Source organism: Streptomyces sp. NPDC037083 (genome assembly GCF_055606485.1).
Genome location: NZ_JBVJSQ010000001.1, coordinates 228,393 through 242,360, shown reverse-complemented (window position 1 = coordinate 242,360; position 13,968 = coordinate 228,393). Strand labels below are relative to the sequence as shown.

Sequence of the window (13,968 nt, the reverse complement as noted above, 5' to 3'; positions counted from 1 at the left end):
GTGCCGGACCGCGCGGTCTTCGCCCCCGCCGCCCCTTCCCGTCCCGTCTCTGGGAGCTGCCGCCCCCAGGCCCCCGCTCGGCCCCGAAAGGGCCTCGTCCTCAAACGCCGGACGGGCTGAGCGGGGCGAGCAGGGGCGGGCTGGGTCGGGCTGGGTTGGATGGTGGGGGAGGGCGCTGGCCTGCGGGAATGGGGTGGGGGCTTATTGATTTGCCTTCGTCCTCTCCCTTCACGTAACGTTGCATTCATCGCCGCGGGGTGGAGCAGCTCGGTAGCTCGCTGGGCTCATAACCCAGAGGTCGCAGGTTCAAATCCTGTCCCCGCTACTGATGGCCGAGGGCCGGAATCCGACAAGGATTCCGGCCCTCAGTCGTTTCCCGTCAGGCCGGCGCGCGCCGGCCTGACGGCATGACGAAGCCCCGGCGTCCCTGTCGGTGGATTCCGGGGGCCGGGGCTTTGAATGGGCGGCGGTCTGCGCCGGGTCAGGCCGCCGCGCAGTTCGGGCAGATCCCGCGGTACGTCACCTCGACGTCCGAGACCGTGAAGCCGAAGCGCTCCGTGTCGGGGAGGTCGGAGAGCGGGTCGCCGCTCGGGTGGACGTCCTTGATCGCGCCGCACCGGGCGCACACCAGGTGGTGGTGCGGACGGTGCGCGTTCGGGTCGTACCGCTTGGCGCGCTTGTCCGTGGCGACCTCGAGGACCTCGCCGAGCGAGACCAGTTCGCCGAGGGTGTTGTAGACGGTCGCCCGGGAGATCTCGGGCAGCCGGACCACGGCCCTGGCGTGCACCTCGTCGGCGGTCAGATGGACGTGTTCGCCGTCGAGCACCTCGGCCACGACGCGACGCTGCGCGGTCATCCGCCATCCGCGGCCGCGCAGTCGTTCCAGAAGGTCACTCATGGAAAACAGCCTAACAGTTAGTGGGACCAGGTCACGAACAGGTGTGATTTTAGATGCTGCCTGAAACTGGACAATATCCATTCTAGGGTCGGGTGCCATTCAGGCCAAGAGGGCGGGCCGGGCCCCTGTCGGGGACCCGGCCCGCCCGAGTCGGCAGTCGCAGTCGGTAGTCGGCGGTCGGCGGTCGGCGGTCGGCGGTCGGCGGTCGGCGGTCGGCCCAGGCTCAGGCCGGCACCTCCTGGCGGGCCGGCGCCCAGCAGCGGATGATGTCGCGGACCGAGACGATGCCTGCCGGCCCGGCGTGGTCGAGGACGATCAGGTGGCGGAAGCCGCCGTGGGCCATCGCGCGGGCCGCCTCCTCCAGGGTCCAGGTCGGAGCGGCGAAGACGACGTCCTCGGTGGTGTGGGCGTGGGTGCGTTCCATGTCCGGGTCCTGGCCGAGCCCCAGGGAGTTGAGGATGTCCCGCTCGGTGAGGATGCCGATGCCGCCGGCGTCCGGGTCCAGGACGATGGCCGCGCCGACGCGGCGGGCGGACATCAGGGCGGCGGCCTGACGGAGGGTGTGTGCGGGGCCGATGGTGAGGACCACCGTGCTCATGGCGTCGCGGACGAGCATGGCTGGAGCCACCTCCTAGAAATCCACGGCAAGTTCATGGATTCACAAGTTCACAAGTGGGCGGTGCTGTCAGCGTGACAGGTAAAGCGGGGGTCAACAAGAGGGCGCGCGCGTCCAATTGAGGGCGCGCGCGCTCATATGTGGCGCGTGGACGGGGTTTTCGGCGGCGCTTTGGCGCCCGGTAGGTGACTAGCGCTGGTTGAGACGGTCCAGCAGCTCGTCGTGGAGCAGGCCGTTCGACGCGGCCGCGTTGCCGCTGTGCGGGCCCGGACGCCCGTCGAGGCCGGTGAACGTGCCGCCGGCCTCCGTGACGACGATCGCCGTGGCCGCCATGTCCCACAGCGACAGCTCGGGTTCGGCGCACATGTCGACCGAGCCCTCGGCGACCATCATGTACGGCCAGAAGTCGCCGTACGCGCGCGTGCGCCACACCGCGCGGGTCAGGTCCAGGAAGCCGTTCAGGCGCCCGCGCTCCTCCCAGCCGCCCAGCGAGGAGTAGGCGAAGGAGGCGTCAGAGAGCTCCGAGACACGGGAGACGTGCAGTCGGCTCGCGGAGGACAGGCTGCGGCCGCTGAACGCGCCGTGCCCCTTGGCGGCCCACCAGCGGCGGCCCAGCGCGGGCGCGGAGACGACGCCGACGACGGGCTGGAAGCCGCCCTCGCCCGCCTCCATCAGCGCGATGAGGGTGGCCCACACCGGCACGCCGCGCACGTAGTTTTTCGTGCCGTCGATCGGGTCGATCACCCAGCGGCGGGGGCCGGTCCCCTCGACGCCGTACTCCTCGCCCAGGATCGCGTCCCGGGGCCGGGCCCGCTGCAGCTGGCCGCGGATGAGTTCCTCGGCGGCCTTGTCGGCCTCGCTCACCGGGGTCATGTCCGGTTTGGTCTCGACCTTGAGGTCGAGGGCCTTGAAACGGTCCATGGTCCCGGCGTCGGCGGCGTCCGCGAGAACGTGCGCGAGTCGGAGGTCGTCGAGGTAATCCGGCATGGGACGAACCGTATCCGGCCGGGGCGAGTACGGGCCACCGGGGACCGCGAGGCGGACGGCGCGGGGACGGCGCGGGGGACGGCGGGCGCGGTCCGCCGAACGCCCCGGAACACCCGCGCACCCTTGACAGTGCACCCGTGCGCGTCAAACCTGGGGCGCAGAGCCGCTCGCTCCATGGAGGCGACGATGCCTGCAGCGCGGGAATCCCTACTGGACGCCGCTTTCGACGCGCTTGCGCTGCGACCATGGGCCGCGGTGCGGATGGTGGACGTCGCCGCGGCGGCCGGGGTGTCCCGGCAGACGCTGTACAACGAGTTCGGCAGCAAGGAGGGCCTGGCCAGAGCGCTCGTCCGACGCGAGGCCGACGGGTACCTCGCCGGGGTCGAGCGGGCGCTGGCCGTGCACGGCGACACCCGCGACAGACTCACCGCCACCGCCGAGTGGACCGCCTCGGCCGCCCGCGAGAACGTGCTCGTACGCGCCGTCCTCACCGGCTTCTGGAGCGAGCGTCTGCCCACCCCGACGCTCTCGGCGGTGCCGTCCTCCTCCGCCGTGCCGGCGCAACGGCGGGCGGACGGGCCGCTGCCCTCGCCCGGCGATCTGGTGGGCGCCGTCCGCGACCGGGCGGTGTCCGTGCTCTGCGGCCCCGGCGCGCTCCGGGCCGACGCCGCCGACCTCGCCCGCTCCTGCGAACTCGCCGTCCGCCTCGCCCTGTCCTGTGTGGCCGCGCCGCCGCCCGGCGAGGACGGGGTCGCCGATCTGGTGCGCGGAGCCCTGCACCGGCACCTCAAGACCTAGGGTGCCCGCCGGCGTCAAGACCTGGAGCGGTCCAGGACGCCCGCCTCAGGACCTGGAGCGTCCGCCGTCTCAAGACCGGGGGGCCCTGTATCCCCAGACCCGGGGGTCCGGCGCTCGCGCCCCTAGTGGGCCGACCCCGACAGCTGCAGTCCGATCACCCCTATGATCACCAGGCTGATCGAGACGATCTTCAGGGTGGACACCAGGTCGCCCAGGAAGACCATGCCGTAGATCGCGGTGCCCGCCGCGCCGATGCCCGTCCACACGGCGTAGGCCGGGCCGACGTCGAGCTTCTTCAGGGAGAGGGTCAGCAGGCCGAAGCTGCCCAGGGCGAAGGCGCAGAAGGCGATGGTCGGCCAGAGGCGGGTGAAACCGTGCGACAGCTTGAGGCATACGGCGAAACCGGTCTCGAGCAGTCCGGCCACCACGACCAGCAGCCACGCCATGTGCTGTCCCTCCGTTTGACCGGCCCGGTCCGGCTCGGTGCGATTATGCACTTACCGGGCTCGGGTCGACGCAAACAACGCGGTGGTCACCGGAGCCGTCGACGGTGGTCAGTCGCCGTCCGTGCGCTCCCGTGTGGACAGCAGCCGGCGCAGCGAGTACAGCCGCGCCGGGTCGGCGTGGCCCTCGGCCACCCAGGCGTCCAGCGCGCAGTCCGGCTCGTCGTGACTGCACGCGCGCGGGCAGCCCTCCGTGCCCGGCACCAGGTCGGGGAAGGCGAGGATCACCCGGGACGGGTCGACGTGGTGCAGGCCGAAGGACCGTACGCCCGGGGTGTCGATCACCCAGTCGTCCGTGCCCGCCAGCGGCAGGGCCAGCGCCGAGGTCGTGGTGTGGCGGCCGCGGCCGGTCACCGCGTTCACATGCCCGGTCACCCGCCGCTGGTCCAGCGGGACCAGCGCGTTGACGAGTGTCGTCTTGCCGACGCCCGAGTGGCCGACGAACGCCGTGATCCGCCCGGCCAGCAGCTCGCGCACCCGCTCCGCCGCGTCGCCGTTCTCCAGCTCCTCACGGCTGGTGACGACGTAGGGGATGTCGAGGTCGCCGTACAGCTCCAGCAGTTTGTCCGGGGACGCCAGGTCCGACTTGGTCATGACCAGCAGCGGGGTGAGACCGCCGTCGAACGCCGCGACCAGGCAGCGGTCGATCAGCCGCGGGCGGGGCTCCGGGTCGGCCAGGGCCGTGACGACGGCGAGCTGGTCGGCGTTGGCGACGACGACGCGCTCGAAGGGGTCGTCGTCGTCCGCGGTGCGGCGCAGCACCGAGGTGCGCTCCCCGATGCGGACGATGCGGGCAAGGGTGTCCTTCTTGCCGGACAGGTCGCCCACCAGGGCGACCCGGTCGCCCACGACCGCGGCCTTGCGGCCCAGTTCGCGGGCCTTCATCGCGAGGATGATCCGGTCGTCGACGAGGCAGGTCAGCCGACCCCGGTCGACGGTGAGGACCATGCCCTCGGCGGCGTCCTCGTGCTTGGGCCGGATGTGCGTGCGAGGCCGGTTGCCCTTGCGGTTGGGGCGGCTGCGGATGTCGTCCTCGTCGGTGTGCTTGCCGTAGCGGCGCATGGCGAAAGTCCCTATACCCCGAGCATCCCGGTCCACAGTTCCGGGAAGTCCGGCAAGGTCTTCGCCGTCGTCGCCACGTTCTCGATCTGCACGCCCTCCACGGCCAGGCCGATGATCGCACCGGCCGTCGCCATGCGGTGGTCGTCGTAGGTGTGGAAGATCCCGCCGTGCAGCCGGCGCGGCCGGATGTGCAGGCCGTCGGCGGTCTCCGTCACGTCCCCGCCCAGCTCGTTGATCTCCTTGGTCAGCGCGGCCAGCCGGTCCGTCTCGTGCAGCCGCAGGTGGGACACGCCCCGCAGGGTCGACGGGGAGTCCGCGAGGGCGGCGACCGCGGCGATGCCGGGGGTCAGCTCGCCGACGTCGCCCAGGTCGACGTCGATGCCGTGGATCGAGCCCGAGCCGGTGAAGACCAGGCCGTAGTCGGCCAGCTCGCAGGAACCGCCCATCTCGGTGAAGATCTCGCGCAGCCGGTCACCCGGCTGGGTGGTGCGGGCCGGCCAGTCCGGGATCAGCACCCGGCCGCCCGTCACCAGCGCCGCCGCCAGGAACGGCTGGGCGTTGGACAGGTCCGGCTCGATCGTCAGGTCCCGGCCCAGCAGGGCGCCCGGCGTGACCCGCCAGACGTTCGGCTCGCCGCCCGACTCCGGGGTGTCCACCTGGGCGCCGACCGCGCGCAGCATGTCCACCGTCATCCGGATGTGCGGCATGGAGGGCAGCGAGGAGCCGATGTGCCGGACCTCCACGCCCTGGTTGAAGCGCGGCGCGGACAGCAGCAGGGCCGACACGAACTGGGACGAGGACGAGGCGTCGATCTCCACCGTGCCGCCGTCCAGCCCGCCCGAGCCGTGCACCGTCAGCGGCAGCGCGCCGCGGTCGTCGTCGTCGATGCGCGCGCCGAGGACGCGCAGCGCGTCGATGACGCCGTTCAGGGGACGCTCGTACGAGCGCGGGTCGCCGTCGAAGCGGACGGGACCGTCGGCCAGGGCGGCGACCGGCGGCAGGAAGCGCATCACGGTGCCGGCGTTGCCGACGTCGACCGTGGCCGGTCCGCGCAGCCCCGCGGGCAGCACGCGCCAGGCCTCGCCCGCGCGGTCCGCGCCCGCCGCCACGGAGGAGCTGGACGAGACGGTCTCCTCGATGCCGACGCCCATCTCGCGCAGGGCGGCCGCCATCAGCAGGGTGTCGCGGGAGCGGAGGGGACGGCGCAGCCAGCCGGGCTCGGAGGCGAGCGCCGCGAGGACGAGCGCGCGGTTGGTGACCGACTTCGACCCCGGCACGTGGACCGTCGCGTCGACGGCCTCGCTCGCGTGCGGGGCGGGCCAGAGGGCGGTGTGGGCGGGGTTCACGGGCATGCGCCCACTTTAGTCCGAGGCCGGGATCCGGGTGCGGCGCCGTCGGGGCCGCCCGGGCCCGCGACGGAGCGGCGGACGTCGCCCACGCGCCCCCGGGGCGCGCCCTTCGGCACCGCGACGAGAGCGTGTCACACCCCGAGCAGCCACCTGCCCCCGCCCAGCAGCGCGCACAGGCTCACCGCGTGGAACAGGAACAGCCACAGGCCGGCCGGCACGTGGGTCAGACGGGACAACTGGTCCGCGTCCGAGTCGCCCGCGCCGCCGCGCGAGCGCTTCGCCTGCAGCTCGAAGGCCGGCCGTACGCCGCCCAGCAGCAGGAACCACACCACGGCGTACGCGAAGGCCGCCTGCACCTGGGGGCCGGCCAGCCAGGACACGAGCAGGAAGGCGCCGCCGGTGAGGATCACGGTCAGGGCGCCGTACGCGTTGCGGATCATCACCAGCATCGCCACCAGCAGCGCCGTCGCCACCCACAGCAGCAGGGTGATGCGGCCGGCGCCCAGCAGGGCCGCGCCGCCCAGGCCGAGCAGCGGGGGAGCGGTGTAGCCGGCGGCCGCGGTGAGGATCATGCCGAGGCCGTGCGGCTTGCCCCGGCTGACGGTCAGGCCGCTGGTGTCGGAGTGCAGCCGTATCCCGGTCAGCCGGCGGCCGGTCAGCAGCGCGACCAGACCGTGGCCGCCCTCGTGGGCGATGGTGATGGCGTTGCGGGAGAGCCTCCACAGGCTGTGCGGCACGACGACCGCGAGGGCCGCCACGGCGGTGGCGATCACCACCCACAGGTCGGGGTCGCTCTGGGTGCCGACGATCCGGTCCCACAGGTCGGGCAGCGCGAGGGCGGCGGTGCTGTCCATGCTGGCCATGTTGTGCGGTGGCTCCCTGTCGTCGAGGCCTCGGGGGGCGGCGCGTGGCTCCGTCGCCGGGAGTGGAGGCCGGGGGGTCGGTGGGCCTGGCAGTGTGGCACGTCTGTGCGGACGGAACCTGAGACGCCCGGCGGGCGGCGATCGTTCCTGGCGGCGAGGGCGCGGTTCACGGCGGCGAAGGCCCGGGACGGGGCCGTGGGCGGGTGTGCGGCCCGCTACCGTGGGGGTCGGACCGCGTGCCCCGTTCCAGACGATCGCCGGGACCTTGGAAGACTCTGGGGTACGAGCAGGTCGGAGGGGTGGTTGGAGATGTGCGGACGGTATGCGGCCAGTCGCGGGCCCGAGGATCTCGCAGGAGTCTTCGAGATCGAGAAGTGGGAGCCCGAGGAGACGTTGGAGCCCGACTTCAACGTGGCGCCGACCAAGGAGGTCTACGCCGTCCTCGACCGTCCTCTGAAGGACGCGGACGACAAGCGCCCGGTCCGCCAGCTGCGCAGGCTGAAGTGGGGACTGGTCCCGTCCTGGTCGAAGACGCCCGAGGGCGGCGCGCGGATGATCAACGCGCGCGCCGAGACCGTCCACGAGAAGCCCTCGTACCGCCGTGCCTTCACCGCCCGGCGCTGCATCCTGCCCGCCGACGGCTACTACGAGTGGGTCACCGGTGTCCAGGAGCGGGACCTGGAGGTCGAGGGGAAGAAGAAGCGGCCCCGCAAGCAGCCCTACTTCGTGCTCCCGGCCGACGGCTCGGTCTTCGCGATGGCCGGTCTGTACGAGTTCTGGCGTGACCGGACCCTGCCCGACGACCACCCGCAGGCCTGGTGGGCGACCTGTTCGGTGATCACCACCGAGGCGGAGACCTCCCCCCTCGCCGTGGCCCCCGCCGACGGGCCGCGCGCCCTCGTCGACATCCACCCCCGGATGCCGCTGATGCTCACCCCGGACCGGTGGGACGCCTGGCTCGACCCGGCGCGGACGGACGCCGACGACCTGCGGTCGCTCCTCGAACCCCCGCCGGCCGGGCTGATGCGCGCCTACCCGGTGTCCACGGCCGTCAGCAACGTCCGCAACAACGGACCGGAGCTGCTGAAGGAGCTGGAGGGGCCCGAGGAGGGCACACTCTTCTGATGTGACGAACGAGACCGGCGAGACCGGCGTGACCGCCGAGACGATCGAGACCGACGCGGGCACCGCCCGCATCACCTGGCACCCCGCTCGGGAACCGAGGCTCGTCCTCGCCGTCGGCCACGGGGCGGGCGGCGGCGTGGACGCCCGTGACCTGCGGGCCCTGGCCGCCGAGCTGCCCGGGCACGGCGTCAGCGTCGCGCTCGTCGAGCAGCCCTGGCGGGTGGCCGGCCGCAAGGTCGCGCCGGCCCCGAAGACCCTCGACGTCGGCTGGCGCGGCATCTGGCCCGCCGTCGCCGCGACCGGGCTGCCGGTGATCGCCGGCGGGCGTTCGGCGGGCGCGCGCGTGGCCTGCCGCACCGCGACCGAGCTCGGCGCCCGTGCCGTGCTCGCGCTCAGCTTCCCGCTCCACCCGCCGGGGAGGCCCGAGAAGTCCCGGGCCGCCGAACTGCTCGGCGCCGGGGTGCCCACCCTCGTCGTCCAGGGCGCCAACGACCCCTTCGGCAGGCCGGACGAGTTCCCCGAGGGCGCCTACGAGCTCGTCGAGGTGCCGTACGGCGATCATGGTCTCGCCGTGCCCAAGCGGGCCGACGTCACGCAGGAGCAGGCACTGGAGACCGTCACCGCCGGAGTCGTCCAGTGGGTCGCGTCACTCGGGTAAAGGGCAGGGAATGTGGCGGACGGTCCCGCTGTTGTGCGGGACAGAAGTGCTGAACATCCGGCACCGACGTCAGTGGAGAGGAAGTCCGCCGCATGGGTTCGACCATCTGCCCGCCCGTCACGCGCCACCACCCCGTGGACGGGCTTCGCCCGGCAGAGTCCGATTCGAGCCGCAGCAGCCGCGCCGAGCTGGACTGGACGGTGCTGCATGCGGCCAAGACCACGACTATTCGAGCGGCGGGTGGCACGGGTAGTCGTCTATCCTCCGATTCGAGTGGGATCGGTTTCGGTCCTGCCCACGATCTTGAGGAGGTGGGTCCGGTCACCGGTACCGACGCAGGGACCGACAACGGCCAGGCGGAGCTGCCCGATGGCCAGGGCATGAGTGCGGAGTCGGGCCCGGAGTCCACCGCCGAGCGCAGCGCGCGCTTCGAGCGGGACGCGCTCGAATTCCTGGACCAGATGTATTCGGCCGCCCTGCGCATGACGCGCAACCCGGCGGACGCCGAGGACCTGGTGCAGGAGACGTACGCGAAGGCGTACGCGTCCTTCCACCAGTTCCGGGAGGGCACCAACCTCAAGGCCTGGCTGTACCGGATCCTCACCAACACCTTCATCAACTCGTACCGCAAGAAGCAGCGCGAACCCCAGCGCTCCGCGGCCGAGGAGATCGAGGACTGGCAGCTGGCGCGCGCCGAGTCGCACATGTCCACCGGTCTGCGCTCCGCCGAGTCGCAGGCGCTGGACCACCTCCCCGACTCGGACGTGAAGGCAGCACTTCAGGCCATCCCCGAGGAGTTCCGGATCGCCGTGTATCTCGCGGACGTAGAAGGCTTTGCGTACAAGGAGATCGCGGACATCATGGGGACACCCATCGGCACGGTGATGTCCCGGCTGCACCGGGGCCGCCGTCAACTGCGCGGCATGCTCGAGGACTACGCCCGCGAGCGCGGACTGGTCCCGGCCGGCGCCGGAGAGTCGAACGAAGCGAAAGGTTCGGGCTCATGAGCTGCGGAGATCCGCACGAGACGGACTGCAGTGAGGTCCTCGACCACCTGTACGAGTATCTCGACAGCGAGATGCCTCCTCTGGACCGGGACAAGTTCCAGCACCACTTCGAGGAGTGCTCCCCCTGCCTGGAGAAGTACGGGCTGGAGGAGGCCGTGAAGAAGCTGGTCAAGCGGTGCTGCGGGCATGACGACGTCCCCAGCGACCTGCGTGCCAAGGTCCTGGGGCGACTGGACCTGATCCGCTCCGGCCAGGCCGTCCCCGAGCACGACGTGACCGCATCGCCGCAGGAGTCCTGACACCGCAAGCGTCACCCGAATGTGCTAATCCGCGGGTGATACGCCCGCGCTGCCACCCCCGGCCGCCCTAGGCTCCTGAGCCCGGACAGGCACGGCTGGGGAGGCGTCATGGAGGGGATTCCGGCGCGGGCACGCGGATACGTCGCCTGTGCCGCCCTCGGCGCCCTGCTCTGTCTGCTCCCGCTGCCGGGCGTGCGGACCCCCTGGTGGGCCGTCGCCCTGCTCGCCGCCCTGTACGCCGGGGGCGAGCAGATCGCCCGGCGCAGGTTCGCCGGCACCTTCCACCCGGTGCTGCTCGCCGGGGCCTTCCTGCTCGCGCCGCCCGCGGCCGCTCTGGTCCCGTTGCCCGGGGCGCTGTTCTCGCACGTCGAGCAGCGCCCCTTCCTGCTGCGCCGGATCTGGCGGGCCGCCCAGTCCTCGCTCGCGGTGTCGGCCGCCTCCCGGGTGCACTGGGCGCTCGGCGGCCAGGACGCCGTGGCCGGCTCCGACGTGCCCTGCGCGCTCGTGCCGGCGGGGGCGACCGTGCTGGTGTTCTGCGCCGTGCTCGCCCTGCTCGACGGCGGGATGCTCGCGCTCGCCGAGGGGCTGGCGCCGCGCCGGGTCTGCCGGGGGCTGTTCCTGGGCTCCCTCGCACCCCTCGCCGTGCACGGGCTCGCCGGGCTGATGATGGCGGTGCTGTGGCGCAGTCCCTACGGACCCGTCGCCGCGCTGCTCGTGCTGTTCCCGATGGCCGTGTCGTGGTGGGTGTTCGCGCAGTACCACCGGGAGCGCGCCGCCCACCAGGCGACGATCCGGGCCCTGGTGCAGGCCGTCGACATCAAGGACGGCTACACGCGCGGCCACAGCGAACGCGTCGGACAGGCCTCGATGATGATCGGGCGGGAACTGGGCATGGACGAGAACCGGATCGAAGTGCTCCGCTTCGCCGGGATCCTGCACGACGTCGGCAAACTCGGCGTCCCCACCAGGCTGTTGCGCAAGAACGGGCCGCTGACGCCCGAGGAGCGGCGCGTGATCGAGCTGCACCCCGAGTACGGGCACGAGATCACCCGGGGGATCTCCTTCCTGGGCGAGGCCCGCTCGGCGATCCTCCACCACCACGAACGCATCGACGGCAGCGGCTACCCGTACGGCCTCGTGGGCGCCCAGATCCCGGAGTCCGCGCGCGTGGTCGCCGTCGCGGACGCCTTCGACGCGATGACGTCCACGAGGTCCTACAGCCGGGCCCGGCCGGTCGAGGTGGCGCTGGCGGAGCTGCGGCGCTGCGCGGGGGCCCACTTCGACCCCCGGATGGTCACGGCGCTGACCCGGGTCGTCGAACGGGACGGCTGGCGTCCGGTCGTGACCGCGGAGGAGGACCGGGCCGCCCTCGAGGAGGACCGCGCCGCGTTCCCCCCGCGCGCGCGGCCCTCCGACGACCGGTCCGAGGCGCGCCGATGACCGACCGCCGCCCCCTCGTCGCCCTCCACACCGCAGCCGCGCTCCTGGTCGCCGTCTCCCTCCTCGTCACCTTCATGACCGGCGTCGAGGGTCGGCCCGTGGCGCTCGCCTTCGGGATCCTCGTCGCCGCCGGCGGGCTGACCCTCCCGCACCCACGGCTCCTCCCGGCCGGGGGGACGCCCCCGAGCGGGCCCGGACTGCGCGAGGCCGCGCCCCTCGGCGCGGCCGGCGCGCTGTCGTACGCGCTGGTCGGGGAGCACGCCGGGCACCCCACGCACCACGGGGTCGCGCAGGTCGTGTCGGTCGTGGCCACCGCCTCGCTGCTGGGCAGCGTGCCCAATCTGGCCCGCGGACAGGGACCCGTCCTCGACCACCTGGTCCGGCGCGTGCTGGCCGTCGGGTTCGCCGCGGTCTGCTTCCAGCCCCTCTACAACCACGGGGCGTTCGACGGCTGGAGCGGCCCCGCGTACGCGCTGCTGCTGCTCGCGCTGCTGGTCCTGACCGTCCTGTGCGACGCCGTGGTCGCCGCCGCGCTCGCCGGCTCCCGCACCGGCTGGCCGTTCGCCCCGCTGCTGCGCGACGAGCTGCGGGCGGTGCCCGGCATCGGGTCGGCGGTGTGCGCGACGGGCGCGGTGATGGCGCTCGCGGTCGCCGTGGTCGGACTGTGGGCGCTGCCCGTGTTCTCGGTGCCGCTGCTGCTCACCCAGCTGTCGCTGCGCCGCTACGCGGCCGTGCGGGCCACCTACCGGCAGACCATCGCCTCCCTCGCCCGGGCCACCGAGATCGCCGGGTACACGCCGGCCGGGCACGCCCGCCGGGTCGCCGCGCTCAGCCAGGCCGTGGGCCGGGACCTGGGGCTGCCGGAGCCCGAGCTGACCGTCCTGGAGTACGCGGCCCTGATGCACGACATCGGGCAGCTCAGCCTCGTCGACCCGGTCCCGGCCGGGGCCACCGCGGGCCTGCCGGCGGCGGAGCAGCGCCGGATCGCCCTGCTCGGCGGGGCGGTCGTCCGCCAGACCGGGGCGAGCGCCCAGGTGGCGACGGTCGTCGAGCGGCAGGCCGACCCCTACCCCGAGCAACCCGTGGCCGCCCGCATAGTCCGGGTCGTGAACGCATACGACGAGAAGGTTCGGGGCAGCGGTCCGGACAGGCCCCTCACCGCACTGGAGGAGCTGCGCCTGGGCACCGGCGGGGAGTACGCGCCCGAGGTCGTGGAGGCGCTGGCCAGGGTGCTGTCGAGAGGCCGTCTGACCTTGGCTGCGGGTGGGTAACCCATGGGTAATGAGCGGCCCTCCGGCCACACGTGGTTGGATGCGAGGGAGAGAGTGTCCGGGGGCACAGGCCAGCCCACAGAACGGAACTGGCAGGCGGGAATCGTGAGGATCTTCGGCAAGGGACGGCACCGGCCCTCCGCCTCCTGGCGGCAGGCCACAGACCGCGCGTTCACGCTGATCGGCGACGGGCGGTACGAGGACGCGGGCGCGCTGCTGACACGTGCCGCCGACCTGGAACCCTGGCTGTCCGAGTCCTGGTTCAACCTCGCCCTGCTGCACAAGTTCCGGCACGACTGGGAGCAGGCCCGCACGGCGGGCCTGCGCGCCGTCGCCCTGCTCGACCGCGAGGCCGGGGCCCCCGACTGGTGGAACGTCGGCATCGCCGCCACCGCCCTGCAGGACTGGCCGCTGGCCCGTCGCGCCTGGCAGGCGTACGGGCTGCGGGTCCCCGGCGACGCCACGGGCGCGGGCGAGCCCGTCGGCATGGAGCTGGGCAGTGCGGCCGTACGGCTGTCGCCCGAGGGCGAGGCCGAGGTGGTGTGGGGGCGGCGGCTGGACCCGGCCCGCATCGAGGTGCTGTCGATCCCGCTGCCCTCCTCGGGCCGGCGCTGGGGCGAGGTCGTGCTGCACGACGGCGTCCCGCACGGTGAGCGGACCACCGCCACCGGGCACTCCTACCCGGTCTTCGACGAGATCGAGCTGTGGGCTCCGTCCCCGGTGCCGACCTGGGTCGTCCTCCTGGAGGCGGCGACGGAGGCCGACCGGGACGCGCTGGAGCAGCTGGCGGCCGACGCGGGCTTCGCGGCGGAGGACTGGTCGTCGTCGGTGCGGCTGCTGTGCCGGATGTGCTCGGAGTCGCGGATGCCGTCCGACGAGGGCGACGGCGAGCACCTCGACCCGCACGACCACAGCGAGCCGGGACATCCGGGCCCGCTCGGCCACCGGACCGACGGGCAGCTGTGGGTGCCGGAACGGGAGTGTGGGGTGGCCGCGCCGGCTTCGCTGGTGAGGGGGCTGCTGGACGGGTGGGTCGCGGACAGTCCGGACTCTCGTGACTGGCGGGATCTGGAAGAGGTCTGCTAGGGACGC

The 13,968-nt window shown here is 73.0% G+C and carries 15 protein-coding genes and 1 tRNA gene; 9 read left to right on the top strand and 7 right to left on the bottom strand.

Features of this window, described 5'->3' with window-relative positions:
* Positions 1 to 251: 251 nt before the first annotated feature.
* Positions 252 to 325 (top strand) — tRNA-Met (locus tag ACZ7DE_RS01165).
* A gap of 156 nt (positions 326 to 481) precedes the next feature.
* On the opposite strand, the gene ACZ7DE_RS01160 is transcribed toward ACZ7DE_RS01165, so the two are convergent.
* From ACZ7DE_RS01160 to hisN, 3 genes are all read right to left on the bottom strand, one after another.
* The gene (locus ACZ7DE_RS01160) at positions 482 to 898 is read right to left on the bottom strand and encodes a Fur family transcriptional regulator (RefSeq protein WP_470756606.1); all 417 of its coding nucleotides are present in this window, start codon (positions 896 to 898) and stop codon (positions 482 to 484) included.
* 223 nt (positions 899 to 1,121) lie between these two features.
* The gene (locus tag ACZ7DE_RS01155) at positions 1,122 to 1,514 is read right to left on the bottom strand and encodes a CBS domain-containing protein (protein ID WP_470756604.1); all 393 of its coding nucleotides are present in this window, start codon (positions 1,512 to 1,514) and stop codon (positions 1,122 to 1,124) included.
* A gap of 189 nt (positions 1,515 to 1,703) precedes the next feature.
* The gene (hisN, locus tag ACZ7DE_RS01150; RefSeq protein WP_470756602.1) at positions 1,704 to 2,501 is read right to left on the bottom strand and encodes a histidinol-phosphatase; all 798 of its coding nucleotides are present in this window, start codon (positions 2,499 to 2,501) and stop codon (positions 1,704 to 1,706) included.
* 186 nt (positions 2,502 to 2,687) lie between these two features.
* On the opposite strand from hisN, the gene ACZ7DE_RS01145 reads away from it, so the two are divergent.
* Positions 2,688 to 3,299: a TetR/AcrR family transcriptional regulator gene (locus tag ACZ7DE_RS01145; RefSeq protein ID WP_470756600.1), complete on the top strand. Its 612-nt coding sequence runs from the start codon at positions 2,688 to 2,690 to the stop codon at positions 3,297 to 3,299.
* 122 nt (positions 3,300 to 3,421) lie between these two features.
* Here ACZ7DE_RS01145 and ACZ7DE_RS01140 read toward each other — a convergent pair whose 3' ends face one another.
* The 4 genes from ACZ7DE_RS01140 to ACZ7DE_RS01125 form a co-directional block, all read right to left on the bottom strand.
* Entirely contained in the window at positions 3,422 to 3,745 is a 324-nt protein-coding gene (locus tag ACZ7DE_RS01140; protein ID WP_470756598.1) for a DMT family transporter, read from the bottom strand.
* Between the two features lie 108 nt (positions 3,746 to 3,853).
* Positions 3,854 to 4,864, bottom strand: a complete 1,011-nt coding sequence (gene rsgA / locus ACZ7DE_RS01135) for a ribosome small subunit-dependent GTPase A (protein ID WP_470756596.1) — start codon at positions 4,862 to 4,864, stop codon at positions 3,854 to 3,856.
* 11 nt (positions 4,865 to 4,875) lie between these two features.
* Entirely contained in the window at positions 4,876 to 6,216 is a 1,341-nt protein-coding gene (gene aroA / locus ACZ7DE_RS01130) for a 3-phosphoshikimate 1-carboxyvinyltransferase (protein ID WP_470756594.1), read from the bottom strand.
* A gap of 128 nt (positions 6,217 to 6,344) precedes the next feature.
* Complete coding sequence (locus tag ACZ7DE_RS01125; RefSeq protein WP_470756592.1) at positions 6,345 to 7,067, bottom strand: M50 family metallopeptidase; 723 nt, start codon at positions 7,065 to 7,067, stop codon at positions 6,345 to 6,347.
* 318 nt (positions 7,068 to 7,385) lie between these two features.
* Here ACZ7DE_RS01125 and ACZ7DE_RS01120 point away from each other — a divergent pair, with 318 nt between their 5' ends.
* From ACZ7DE_RS01120 to ACZ7DE_RS01090, 7 genes are all read left to right on the top strand, one after another.
* Positions 7,386 to 8,201 carry an SOS response-associated peptidase gene (locus ACZ7DE_RS01120; protein ID WP_470756590.1) on the top strand — a complete coding sequence of 272 codons (816 nt, stop codon included), beginning with the start codon at positions 7,386 to 7,388 and terminating at the stop codon, positions 8,199 to 8,201.
* A gap of 1 nt (position 8,202) precedes the next feature.
* On the top strand, positions 8,203 to 8,859 hold the full coding sequence (locus ACZ7DE_RS01115; protein ID WP_470756588.1) for an alpha/beta hydrolase family protein: 657 nt from the start codon (positions 8,203 to 8,205) through the stop codon (positions 8,857 to 8,859).
* A 311-nt stretch (positions 8,860 to 9,170) separates the two neighbouring features.
* Positions 9,171 to 9,866 carry an RNA polymerase sigma factor SigR gene (sigR, locus tag ACZ7DE_RS01110; RefSeq protein ID WP_470756586.1) on the top strand — a complete coding sequence of 232 codons (696 nt, stop codon included), beginning with the start codon at positions 9,171 to 9,173 and terminating at the stop codon, positions 9,864 to 9,866.
* Positions 9,863 to 10,165, top strand: a complete 303-nt coding sequence (rsrA, locus tag ACZ7DE_RS01105) for a mycothiol system anti-sigma-R factor (RefSeq protein ID WP_470756584.1) — start codon at positions 9,863 to 9,865, stop codon at positions 10,163 to 10,165. Before sigR ends, rsrA begins: the two co-directional genes overlap by 4 nt.
* A 108-nt stretch (positions 10,166 to 10,273) precedes the next feature.
* The gene (locus ACZ7DE_RS01100) at positions 10,274 to 11,605 is read left to right on the top strand and encodes an HD-GYP domain-containing protein (protein WP_470756582.1); all 1,332 of its coding nucleotides are present in this window, start codon (positions 10,274 to 10,276) and stop codon (positions 11,603 to 11,605) included.
* Positions 11,602 to 12,876: an HD-GYP domain-containing protein gene (locus ACZ7DE_RS01095; RefSeq protein ID WP_470756579.1), complete on the top strand. Its 1,275-nt coding sequence runs from the start codon at positions 11,602 to 11,604 to the stop codon at positions 12,874 to 12,876. Before ACZ7DE_RS01100 ends, ACZ7DE_RS01095 begins: the two co-directional genes overlap by 4 nt.
* Positions 12,877 to 12,981: 105 nt before the next feature.
* Positions 12,982 to 13,962, top strand: coding sequence for a tetratricopeptide repeat protein (locus tag ACZ7DE_RS01090; RefSeq protein ID WP_470756577.1), 981 nt, complete (start codon positions 12,982 to 12,984; stop codon positions 13,960 to 13,962).
* Positions 13,963 to 13,968: the final 6 nt, after the last annotated feature.

Excerpts from the sequence above, each read along its gene's own strand:
- ACZ7DE_RS01160 (WP_470756606.1), bottom strand. The coding sequence starts at position 898 with ATGAGTGACCTTCTGGAACGACTGCGCGGCCGCGGATGGCGGATGACC.
- ACZ7DE_RS01155 (WP_470756604.1), bottom strand. The coding sequence starts at position 1,514 with ATGCTCGTCCGCGACGCCATGAGCACGGTGGTCCTCACCATCGGCCCC.
- hisN (WP_470756602.1), bottom strand. The coding sequence starts at position 2,501 with ATGCCGGATTACCTCGACGACCTCCGACTCGCGCACGTTCTCGCGGAC.
- ACZ7DE_RS01145 (WP_470756600.1), top strand. The coding sequence starts at position 2,688 with ATGCCTGCAGCGCGGGAATCCCTACTGGACGCCGCTTTCGACGCGCTT.
- ACZ7DE_RS01140 (WP_470756598.1), bottom strand. The coding sequence starts at position 3,745 with ATGGCGTGGCTGCTGGTCGTGGTGGCCGGACTGCTCGAGACCGGTTTC.
- rsgA (WP_470756596.1), bottom strand. The coding sequence starts at position 4,864 with ATGCGCCGCTACGGCAAGCACACCGACGAGGACGACATCCGCAGCCGC.
- aroA (WP_470756594.1), bottom strand. The coding sequence starts at position 6,216 with ATGCCCGTGAACCCCGCCCACACCGCCCTCTGGCCCGCCCCGCACGCG.
- ACZ7DE_RS01125 (WP_470756592.1), bottom strand. The coding sequence starts at position 7,067 with ATGGACAGCACCGCCGCCCTCGCGCTGCCCGACCTGTGGGACCGGATC.
- ACZ7DE_RS01120 (WP_470756590.1), top strand. The coding sequence starts at position 7,386 with ATGTGCGGACGGTATGCGGCCAGTCGCGGGCCCGAGGATCTCGCAGGA.
- rsrA (WP_470756584.1), top strand. The coding sequence starts at position 9,863 with ATGAGCTGCGGAGATCCGCACGAGACGGACTGCAGTGAGGTCCTCGAC.
- ACZ7DE_RS01100 (WP_470756582.1), top strand. The coding sequence starts at position 10,274 with ATGGAGGGGATTCCGGCGCGGGCACGCGGATACGTCGCCTGTGCCGCC.
- ACZ7DE_RS01095 (WP_470756579.1), top strand. The coding sequence starts at position 11,602 with ATGACCGACCGCCGCCCCCTCGTCGCCCTCCACACCGCAGCCGCGCTC.